Annotated in this window: 5 protein-coding genes and 2 pseudogenes; 2 read left to right on the top strand and 5 right to left on the bottom strand. The window is 67.7% G+C overall.

Going from position 1 to position 10,420, the window contains the following annotated elements; genetic code table 11:
- Positions 1 to 24: 24 nt before the first annotated feature.
- Entirely contained in the window at positions 25 to 738 is a 714-nt protein-coding gene (locus EPY72_RS02590; protein ID WP_135805470.1) for a dolichyl-phosphate hexose transferase, read from the bottom strand.
- A gap of 204 nt (positions 739 to 942) precedes the next feature.
- On the opposite strand from EPY72_RS02590, the gene EPY72_RS02585 reads away from it, so the two are divergent.
- Complete coding sequence (locus EPY72_RS02585) at positions 943 to 1,560, top strand: class I SAM-dependent methyltransferase (RefSeq protein WP_135805469.1); 618 nt, start codon at positions 943 to 945, stop codon at positions 1,558 to 1,560.
- A 125-nt stretch (positions 1,561 to 1,685) separates the two neighbouring features.
- On the opposite strand, the gene EPY72_RS02580 is transcribed toward EPY72_RS02585, so the two are convergent.
- The 4 genes and pseudogenes from EPY72_RS02580 to EPY72_RS20140 all read right to left on the bottom strand — a co-directional run.
- A complete protein-coding gene (locus EPY72_RS02580) occupies positions 1,686 to 2,744 on the bottom strand; it encodes a tyrosine-type recombinase/integrase (RefSeq protein ID WP_135805468.1) in 1,059 nt (352 codons plus the stop codon).
- On the bottom strand, positions 2,734 to 3,147 hold the full coding sequence (locus EPY72_RS02575; protein ID WP_135805467.1) for a DUF5805 domain-containing protein: 414 nt from the start codon (positions 3,145 to 3,147) through the stop codon (positions 2,734 to 2,736). The genes EPY72_RS02580 and EPY72_RS02575 overlap by 11 nt, the downstream gene beginning before the upstream one ends.
- 863 nt (positions 3,148 to 4,010) lie before the next feature.
- Positions 4,011 to 4,589 (bottom strand): annotated as a pseudogene (locus EPY72_RS20145) (hypothetical protein); the annotation flags it as partial.
- A gap of 3,357 nt (positions 4,590 to 7,946) precedes the next feature.
- A pseudogene (locus EPY72_RS20140) lies at positions 7,947 to 9,374 on the bottom strand (hypothetical protein); the annotation flags it as partial.
- A 286-nt stretch (positions 9,375 to 9,660) separates the two neighbouring features.
- Here EPY72_RS20140 and EPY72_RS02540 point away from each other — a divergent pair.
- Positions 9,661 to 10,416, top strand: a complete 756-nt coding sequence (locus EPY72_RS02540) for a hypothetical protein (protein WP_134670669.1) — start codon at positions 9,661 to 9,663, stop codon at positions 10,414 to 10,416.
- The last annotated feature ends 4 nt before the right edge of the window (positions 10,417 to 10,420 follow it).

Genomic DNA, 10,420 nt, shown 5'->3' with positions numbered 1-10,420 from the left:
CCGGTTCGGGACCGAAATCCGAACTCACCGTTCGTCGAGACACACCTTCACGACGGACTTGGCGATCGCCGCGCCGCCGGTCAGCGGATCGAGCTTCGTCTCGCCCGCCCGCTCGTCGTACTCGATAGGGAGCTCCCGTACGTCGTAACCCCGCATCAGCGGCCGGATCAGGAGTTCGGCCGAGAGCCCGGTGTTCTCGGTCCACGCGATGTCTTCGATGACGCGCCGTCGGTACGCGCGCATCCCCGTGGTGGTGTCGTGAACGCGCTCGCCCATCAGAACGCTCGCGAGCGCGGCGAACGCGTGGTTGCCCCACCGGTTCAGATCGGGCATCGCGTCGGCACCCCAGTAGAGGCGGTCGCCGCTGACCACGTCGTAGCCGTCGTTGACGGCTTCGAGGAACTCGGGGAGCTGTTCCATCGGATACGTGTCGTCGCAGTCGGTGGTCACGACCACGGGTCGATCGGCGGCGAGCAGTGCCTCCCGGACCGCGACTCCGTACCCCTGTGGCTCCTGCCGGACGACGCGAGCGCCGTGTTCGCGGGCGATATCGGGCGTCCGGTCGCTCGATCCGTCGACGCAGACCACCTCCGCTCGGCCGTCGGTGACCGCCTCGATGTCGGCCAGCACCGATCCGATCGCGGCCTCTTCGTTGTAGGTTCCCATCACTACGCTCAGATCGTCGAACGTGTAGTCGTCGCCGGCGTCGTCCTCGGTCCTGGCCGCGTCCGTGTTCATGCTATCGGTCGGTTGTTCGGGCGCGCATTTGTATTTTTAGGTTCGCCAAAACCGAGGGTGCTCGGATCGAGATACACGCCACACCACCGTCGACTACGGACCGACCCGTCGGACCCCGACTCGCCGATCCGAGAGCACGGCTCCGTCGGCCTTCGGCGAGCGGACTCCGCGTCCTCTTTACTCTCCGGTCGACTACCACCGCGTATGGACCCCGAGGACAACCACCGCTACTGGGCCGATCGCACCGAGGAGTTCTCGCCGGAGTACTACGCCCAGATCGGACCGAACGAAGTCAGCGAGACGCTCGCGTCGGTGCTGGACCACTACGTCGAGGAGGACGCCGCGATCCTCGAAGTAGGCTGTAGCTCCGGACGCCACCTCGCGCACCTCCTCGATCGCGGGTTCGAGAACCTCACCGGGATCGACATCAACGACGAGTCGTTCGACGTGATGGCCGAGTACTTCCCGGCGGTCGCCGACGCGGGGGAGTTTCACACCGGGCCGATCGAGGAGTTGCTCCCGACGTTCGACGACGCCGCCTTCGACGTCGTCTACTCGGTCGAGACCCTCCAGCACGTCCACCCGGAGAACACGGACGTGTTCGAAGACCTCGCGCGAGTGACCGGCGATCTGCTCGTCACGGCCGAAAACGAGGGCAACAGCCCCAGACGCGGTCGCGAGGGCGCCGAGGTGAGTTGCGTCCGCGACGACTTCCCGCTCTATCACCGCAACTGGAAGGAGGTGTTCTCGGAGCTGGGACTGGCCCAACTCCTCTGTGACCCCGGCAAGCGAGACACGGTCCGCGTGTTCCGGACGCTCTGACCGTGCGGGCCGACGCTCGCGGATCAGACGCGACCCCAGAATATAATATAGCCAGATAAAGTTTATACGTTGTGTCGTGATCAGTTTCGTGACCGGCTGGAGACGACAGTATTCTTCGTCGACACTCAACGAAGCGAGTAGACGTTCGCTTCGTACACCTCTCGGACCCGGTCGCCCCAGTTGTGGGTGTAGGTGTCGATGATGTCGTCGGCCACGTCGCCCCGGAGATACTTCACGATGCCCCGGTCGCCGGTCCGGTCCCGGAGATGGGTCGTGAAGAAGTGACGGAAGTAGTGTGGGGTCACGTTCTCCTCGGCCCCGCCCCCGGTCCGGTACCACCCGGCCTCGCGGGCGTGGGTCTCGACGACGTTGCGCACCATCTGGGGCGTGAGCCGGCGGCCCCACTCGCGGCTGGTGCTGACGAAAAGCGGGTCGGCGGGCGAGACCGCGTCCGGTCGGATCGCCAGCCATCGAGTCAGGATCGCCGACAGTTCGTCGTCGACCGGGACGACGGTGGCGCGCTTTCGCTTGTTGGCGGCCGACCGCTCCTCGCGGTTGACCACCTCCCCGCGGCCGACGTCGGCGGCGACGTACAGCGAGTCCCCCCGGCCGTCGAGTTGGGGCCGGTTCCCGAGGTCGTACGCCTCGTCGGCCGCCCCGGCGAGCCGGAGGTCCCGAAGGTCGAGGTTGCAGAGTTCGCCGACCCGCATCCCGGTTTTGAGAAGCGTCGCGACCACCGCGCGTTCGAGCGGGTGCGAGATTCCCGCGACGAACGTCCGCATCTGGTCGACCGAGATCTCTCGGCGAGTGGGGTCCTTGTCGATGGTCTCGTTCATCTCTTCGACCACCAGCGCCATCGGATTCGAGTCGAAGGCCCCGACCTGTGTCATGTACGCGTAAAACCGGTGGAGGTACGAGGCGTAGGTCGCGACCGTGCTCTCGGCGAGGTCGCCCCGGAGCCCGTGGACCCACGCCATGCACTCGCGCTGGGTCGCCCCGCTCGGAGCCAGCGACTCGCCCCGGGGGTTTCGGTCCGGATCGTCGAGAAACGACTCGAACTCCCGGAGGACTCGCGCGTAGGCCTCGCGGGTCCGCTCGCTCTTGCCGTGGTACCGGAGGTCTTCGAGGAAGTAGCCGACGGGGTCCTCGGGGTCGGTCGCCTCGGTGCGCTTGCTACTCGCCATCGTCGACCACCGTGTACCCGCCCTCCCGACCGCTGTACTGGACGCGGTTCTCGTTCTGGAGTCGCTGGAGGGTCTCCTCCAGTCGATCCTCGAAGTCGCCCGCGAGCGCTTCGACCAGTTGATCCCACGACAGGTGCTCGCCCGAATCCAGCCGATCGAGGAGGCGGGTTTCGAGGCCCTGACCCCCAGGGTCTGACCCCGGAGATGCACCGTCCACGGGGGCGCCCGACTCGTCGGCGTCCGATTCGAGGTCGAAGTCGCGTCTCCCGGCCTGTACCATCGTTCTGACGAACTCGCTCTGGCTCATATCGAGCTCCTCGGCGTCTCGCTTCCACTCGTCTTTCTGATACGTCGGGACGAAGGTCTTTACGACCGCCCGATCGGTGTCGGCGTCGTCGCTCATCTCTCGTGTCGGCGCTCTCACCCCCGCTATTTCAATTTGTCCCACGAAACTGGATAAGGACTTTTATTTGCGCAAGTGGGACTGTTTGTGGTGGCATAGTAGTACTACTGGGCGAGATTTAAATCTCTAAAGTCCCATGCGGAGAGTTAACCAAAATAGAACGTGTGGTCCCATACAGAGAGATCAAAATCATCTCCCCGCACGTCGTTCTACGCTAATACCGAGCAAAATTCCTAGAAGTCCAATAGCACGCTCCCCACCGATCGCGCACATGCCTGATACCCCTCGCGATCGAGACGCCGGAGATGGCCGGCTCAGACCGGACGATCGACGAGGGCCGTCTCACTCGGTCGGCGTCGCTCGGCGTCGGCGTGCCGGCGCTCCTGATCGGCCGGCGCGACCTGCTCGAACGACGACGGGTCGAAGCAGAACTGGATCCGCGAGATGCGATGGGCCGTGTCGCTGTCCCCGCGGGGCGGCGCGGAGACGTTAGCCCGCTCGGTGACCGGCTCGCGGAACTCGTACACCGCCGATCTGGGCCCGCCACTGACGATCACCGCGTCGACCGGGACCGTCGAACGGAACGTCACCGCGACCGGCGCTTGGCTCTCGTTGACCGACACGTCGACGAGCGTCAGCCCCTCTGTGGAGCCGTCGATCTGGAACACGAACTCGCCGGGCGCGACCCGCCGAGCCGTGTCGTTCGTGAACTCACCCTCCTCGACGGTGAGCGTGAGCGCCGGTTCGAGCCCGCGATCCCGACACGTCGCCACGTCCTCGACCACCGCAGGCTCCTCTTGGACGGACGGGATCTCGGTGTCTTGCTCAGCCGCTGGCGTCGTCGTCGTTTCCTCGCCGGGGACGCTCGGATCGGTCGGCTCCGGGTCCTCGCCGTCCGGAACGCCGTCGCCGTCGGTGTCGGCGGCGGTCGGGTCGGTTCCCCGATCTATCTCTTCGGCGTCCCCGAGACCGTCCTGATCGGTGTCGGCGCTCGTCGGATCGGTCCCGAATTCGTTCGCTTCCCGGCCGTCCTGCAGGCCGTCACCGTCCGTATCGGCGCTGGTCGGATCGGTGGCGCGCTCGACTTCTTGGCCGTCGTCGAGTCCGTCGCCGTCGGTGTCGGCGGTGGTCGGGTCCGTCCCGCGCTCGATTTCTTGACTATCGCTCAGGCCGTCGTCGTCCGTGTCCGGGTTCGTCGGATCGGTTCCGAGTTCGTCGACCTCTCGACCGTCCACGAGCCCGTCGCCGTCCGTATCGGAATTCGTCGGATCAGTCTCCAACTCCGCGACCTCCCGACCGTCCTCTAACCCGTCGTCGTCGGTGTCGGCGCTGGTCGGATCGGTTCCCAGTTCGTTGACCTCTCGACCGTCCTGCAAGCCATCACCGTCCGTATCTGGGTTCTCGGGATCGGTGCCGAGCTCTCGCTCTTGGGCGTTCGACAGTCCGTCGTCGTCGCTATCGACCGGTCCCGTCGTGGTGGTGGTCGTCGTTTCGGTCGTGGTGGTGGTCGTTGTTTCAGTCGTGGTGGTGGTGGTGGTCGTTGTTTCAGTCGTGGTGGTGGTGGTGGTCGTTGTTTCAGTCGTGGTGGTGGTGGTGGTGGTCGTTGTTTCAGTCGTGGTCGTCGTTTCGGTCGTGGTAGTTGGCGTCGTCGTTGTTTCAGTCGTGGTGGTCCCGGTCGTGGTGGTCGGCGTCGTCGTTGTCGTCGTGTCGGCGTCCTCTACATCCGCCACCGTCTCGGCTGTGGTGGTTTCGGTCGCTGGCGTGGTGGTCTCGGTCGTCGTCGCAGTCTCTGCCGTGGTCGTCCCGGTCGTCGTCTCTTCGAGACAACTCTCCAGCGACGGGTTCCCGACGCTGTAGCTCTCGCCGTCCTGCCGGACGGCGACTTCCTCGACGACCTTGCCATCGTTTTCGTCGGTCCCGAAGAACGTCCCTTCCCCCGGGAACGGCCCGCCGAACGTCTGTGACGTGTCGTCGGCGAACGTCAGCCTGACCTGCTGGAACTGCTGGTTGCCGGTCACTCGCACGCGTTCGCACGACGCGAACGCTACCTCCACCGGTGCGGTATTCGTCGTCTCGGTGGTTGTTGTTTCCGTCGTGGTGGCCCCGGTTGTCGCTTCAGTCGTCGCCGTGGTGGTCTCGGCCGTCGTCTCAGTCGTCGTTTCGGTTGTCGCCTCAGTCGTCGTTTCGGTTGTCGCCTCAGTCGTCGTTTCGGTTGTCGCCTCGGTCGTTGTCGCTTCAGTCGTGTCGGTCGTCGTCGGGGTCGGTTCGGTAGTAGTGGCGGTCGGCGACGTTTCCGTTTCGGTTGTCGAGGTCGTCTCCGCCGTCGTGTCGTCGGCCCCGACGTCTGTCGATCTGAGCGTCAGGTTGTACTCGGCGAACCCGCCGACCGACCCGTTTTCGGGCGAATAGACGCGCACGTAGTAGGTGCCGTTGCGGTCGGTGACGGCCCGTTGGGTCCCGAACCGCTCGACGATCGTATACCCCCCGACGATTATTTGGGCGTCCCTCTCGCCGAGTTCTCCGATGGCGTCGCCCTCCCCGTCGTAAATCCCGACCGCCAGCCGCTCCCCGGCGCTTTCGGTGTAGTCGGTGAACGTTGCCGTCGCGTTCAGACGCTCGCCCGCCGAGAGGTTCACCGCGTACCAGTCCTCTTCGTCGACGGCGGCGACGCCGGTCAGGTCGACCGGCGGTTCGCCGACGGGCAGGGCCGACGCTCGGTCGCCGTTCGGGGCGTTCTCGAACGGCTCTACGTCGTCGGGGTCCCGGATGTCTACGCGCATCGTGTACGGGCCCGCCCCGTCGCCGTAGTTGCGCCGCACTTCGATCGTGTACTCGCCGCCCTCCTCGGCCAGTACGCCCTGCGTATCGTAGATCTTGTAGTTTATGTCCTCGGTGACGAGCGCCTCCCCGTCGGGCCCGTAGAGGGTGTAGTTGAGGCTCGGGTTCGCGGTGTCCATGGCGAACACGCGAATTGCCTGCCCCGCCTCGACCTCGAACGTGTACCGATCGACCGGTTCGTCCGCCGCCAGCGTGGCGTTGATCTCCTCGCCGATCGGGATCGGCTCCGCGCTCGGCGGCCCCTCCGTCGTGGTGGTCGTCGTCTCGGTCGTAGTCGTTTCAGTCGTAGTCGTAGTGGTCTCGGTCGTAGTCGTGGTTGTCTCGGTCGTGGTCGTAGTGGTCTCGGTCGTGGTCGTGGTTGGCGTAGTAGTAGTCTCGGTCGTGGTCGTGGTTGGCGTAGTAGTAGTCTCGGTCGTGGTGGTCGTAGTTGTGGGAGTTTCGGTCGTGGTCGGCGTCGGGCACGCCTCGACCCCGATCGTCTCGATGTCGTTCCCGTTCACCGTGGCCGGCCGGGTGGGCTCGACGAGCCCGCCGGCCTTCGCCTCGAGTCGGTACTCGCCGGGGTCGATCCCGAAGGTCTCGACCTGCCCGGGATCGAGCGTCACGACGGCTGTCACCCCCGACTCCTCGATGACCGTGACGGTGACCCGTTCCCGGGAGGGGTTCTGGAGTCGGAGCCGCTCGCACGAGGGGTTCGACGCCGTCACGTCGGGCGTGGACCGCGGTTCGGTCGTCGTGGTGGTGGTCGTCGTCTCGGTGGTGGTCTGGGTCGGCGGTTCGATCGTCGAGGTCGTCGTGGTGGTGGTCGTCTCGCGGTCCCGACACTCCTCGAAGTTGGGGTTCTGGCGGGTCACCCGCTCGCCGTCGCTGTGGACGATCACGCGCTCGATGAGCTCGTTGCGGTTCGCGTCGGTTCCGAAGAACACGCCGCGATCGGTGAACGGACCGCGGAACGTCTGGCGGTCGCCGTCCTCGAACGCCAGCGTCACGGCGTCGTACTCGTGGGCGTCCACCGCGGCCTGAGTACACGCGAAGTCGAACGTCGGCTCGAACGGCACCGGCGTGGGTTCGGCGGTCGTCGTGGTCGTGGTGGTCTCGGTCGTGGTGGTCGTCTCGGGCTCGCGGCAGGCCTCGAAGCTCGGGTTGGTCCGAGTGACGTGCTCGCCGTCGGCGCTCCGGACGATCACGCGCTTGATCACCTCGCCCCGGTTGGCGCCCGTCCCGCTGAACCGTCCCCGGTCGGTGAACGGCCCGTAGAAGTTCTGGCGGTCGCCGTCCCCGAACACGACCGTGACCGACTCGAACCGGTTCGCGTCCACGACGGCGTCCTCGCAGTTCGGGAAGAACACCTTCGGGGAGAACGGCGGTTCCGGCGTCTCGGTCGGCGTCTCGCAGTCGCTGACGTCGTTGGTCCGGAGTGCGAACGTCCGCGGGCCGTTGAACACCTTCACCGAGGTCACGAGCTTTCCGGCGTTGCGCCCGGTTCCGGAGAACCGCCGCGTTCCGCTGTAGATGCTCGAAAACGTCTGGGTCGTCCCGTCCTCGAACGTCAGCACCACCCGGGTGAACTGGCTCGCGGCGACCGTGACGTCGGTGCAGTCGAACGACGTCCGAACCCGGAACAGTTCGCCGGGCGTCGCCGTCGGGCGCTCGGTCGTCGCGGTCGGCTCCTCGGTGGCGGGTTCGGGCGGCGTCGTGGTTTCGGTCGCGGTCTCGTCGGCGGTCGTCTTGGCGCGCGGACAGCCGCCGGCGACCGCGTAGACGGCGCCCGCGTCGGTTCGGTCGGTCGCGTTCGCGTACGGCGCGCCGACGAACACGTCCGTCTCCGAGTCGTTGTCGAAGGCACCCGACGCCACCGCGTAGCCGGCGAGGTCGCCGGTCTCGTTGCCCCGGAGCTTGGTGTGGGCTCCCGAGAGAGGGTGTCGGGACGCGATCTGGGAGCCGTACAGCAGGTAGCCCGCGCCGGTGGTGCCGACGGTGCTGTTGTTGTACGGCGCGCCGACGAGGAGGTCGTCGTAACCGTCGCCGTTCACGTCGCCCGCGCCGGCCACGTCCCAGCCGGCGGCGTCCCCGGAGCCGGCCCCGGGCAGGGCGGCGTCGACCTCGGTCGAGAGGTTCACGATCCGCGAGCGGTTCCCCTCGCCGGCGACGTAGGCGGCGCCGGTCTCAGGGCCGCCCCTGTCGGCGAACGGCGCGCCGACCGCGAGTTCGTCGCGGCCGTCGCCGTCGATATCGCCGGCGTCGGCCACGGAGAAGCCCGCTTGGGCCTGCGCGTCGGGACCGCGGAACTTCACGGGCGCGTTCACCAACAGCGACGTGCCGTTGAACTGCGGCCCGTGTTTCAGGTACGCGGCGCCGGCGTCGGGCGCGACGGAGTCGTTGCCGGGCGCGCCGATCAGCACGTCGCTGACGCTGTCGTTGTCGGCGTCGGCGACCGCGACCGCGCTTCCGGCGAGGTCGCCTTCGGCCTCACCGAGGTAGGTCGCGTTGGCCCGGGACAGATTGAACCCGCCCGTGCGGGGCATGTGGACGAGGTGGGCGGCGCCGGCGTCGCGGGCACTGCCGTCGTGCTGGGGCGCGCCGATCAGCAGGCCCCGGGTCCCGTTGGTGACGTTCTCGGCGGTCGCGAGCGACCAACCCGCGCGGTCGCCCTCGTCGCCGGCGAAGGCGGCGTCGGCGAACTTGAGTCGGACCTCCTCGGGGAGGCCGCCGCCGTACACCACGTAGGTAGTGCCCGACGCGTAGCCGTTCGTGTTGGTCAGCGGCGCGCCGACGGCGATGTCGGCGCGGCCGTCGTCGTTCATGTCGCCGATCTCGACGGCGAACCCGGCGTAGTCGCCGGGCGATTCGGCCTCGAAGGTGACGTCCGCGTCGGCGAGCGAGAGGTCGCTGCGATTCGTCGGGCCGTAGAACAGGAACGCGCCGCCCGAGTCGGTCCCCCCGGAGTCGTTGGTCGGCGCGCCGACGAGGAGGTCGTCGTAGCCGTCGCCGTTCACGTCGCCGACCGCGGTGTCCCACCCCGCCCGGTCGTTGCTCGCCGCGCCGGCGATGGTGTCGGCGGCCGCGAGCGGCACGTCGCCCACCGGACCGCGCGGGATCCGAGCGCACGGTCCGACACGCCCCGAGGTAGTCGACGTCGTCGAGGCGTTCGCCGAACCGGCGTCGCTCGGCCCGCTCGCGGCCGCCGGGCTCGCACCGCGCGCGTTCGGTTCCGGAGCGGTCGCGTCGGGGCCGGATCCGTCGGAGTCGGCGGCGGCCGACGACCCGGGTGACGCGCTCGGGAGCGAGTCGGCAGTCGCGTCCGGCGGCCCCGGCGTCTCGGGCGCTATCACGTCGCCCTCGACCTCTGGGGGCGACTGGGCGCCGACGACGCCCACGCCGTAGAGCATGCTGCTGGCGACGATACACCAGGCGACGATACCGGTCTTGAGCTGGGTGGCCGTGTCGGTTCGGTCGGTTCCCGCCGACGAAGTCCCTCCGGACATTTAGGCAATCGACGTGGGTGACGAGAGCTCGCGCCTTTGTTATCCGGGCGTTTCCCGACGCCACCGCACGTTATCGCCGCGTTTCTGCGATGGACGGGAGACCGACCGGCCGGTCGAGGCCGCGCGTCGGAGTCGGGGCGGCGTAACGCCCGGATAACAAAGGCCGACTGCCTCCTCTGGTCGGTGGCAGATGAGGCGAACCCAGCGATCGACCGTCTCGCGGCGAGCGCTCCTGAGCGCCCTCGGAACGGGCGTCCTCGGAGCGTTCGCGGGCGGGGGCGCGGCGACTCAGCGGCGACGGGCGTCCGACTACGCGGTCGTCCAGGGCGACCGGTGTGAGCCGGTGGCGCCGGTGCGGGGCCGGCTCCCCGTCGAGGAGTTCTACGACTACCAGCTCCCAAAGAAGTACGTCTCCGAGGAGAACGGCGCCTCGATCGGCTTCGCCACGCGCTACGCCTCGGCCGGGACCGTGGAGCTCCAGCGAGAAAAGACGAGTCTCCTCTTGCTCTACCGGGGCCCGAAGGGGCTGAGCCTCGTCGTCGTCCACGGCCGGATCGAGTCGTCGATCGGCGGGTCGGTCACGTTCGGGCTCGACGGACTCCCGTCGGGCGGCGAGTGGGCCGTCAGAGACGACTTCTATCGGAACCCGAACACCGGCGTGGTCGCGTCCACGAACTTCGACCGCTGGCGGGTCGACGGGTCCGAACACGTCGTCGACTGGACCTGGGGGAAAGCCGGCACCGACGGCGGCGCGTTCCGCGGTCTCGGCGAGAACTTCGACGTCGTCGTCCGCCCGGGATTCAACGAGGACGCCGCGCTCGAGGGCGAACACTACGAGGGCGAGATCACCGACTGGGAGTTTCTCTCCGGGTCGGCAGGCGTCTCCGAGCGCGTCTCGCTCGATCTCGATCGGCCGATACGGATACGCACCGGGACCTGCGAGTGAGACC

Origin of the sequence: Halorussus marinus, assembly GCF_004765795.1 — an archaeon.
GTDB lineage: Archaea > Halobacteriota > Halobacteria > Halobacteriales > Haladaptataceae > Halorussus > Halorussus marinus.
The sequence above is the reverse complement of the archived record's forward strand: the minus strand, read 5'-3'. Positions and strand labels throughout refer to the sequence as shown.

Bases quoted from the DNA above. Each gene is read 5' to 3' on its own strand.
- EPY72_RS02590 (WP_135805470.1), bottom strand. From the start codon at position 738: ATGAACACGGACGCGGCCAGGACCGAGGACGACGCCGGCGACGACTAC.
- EPY72_RS02540 (WP_134670669.1), top strand. From the start codon at position 9,661: ATGAGGCGAACCCAGCGATCGACCGTCTCGCGGCGAGCGCTCCTGAGC.
- EPY72_RS02585 (WP_135805469.1), top strand. From the start codon at position 943: ATGGACCCCGAGGACAACCACCGCTACTGGGCCGATCGCACCGAGGAG.
- EPY72_RS02575 (WP_135805467.1), bottom strand. From the start codon at position 3,147: ATGAGCGACGACGCCGACACCGATCGGGCGGTCGTAAAGACCTTCGTC.
- EPY72_RS02580 (WP_135805468.1), bottom strand. From the start codon at position 2,744: ATGGCGAGTAGCAAGCGCACCGAGGCGACCGACCCCGAGGACCCCGTC.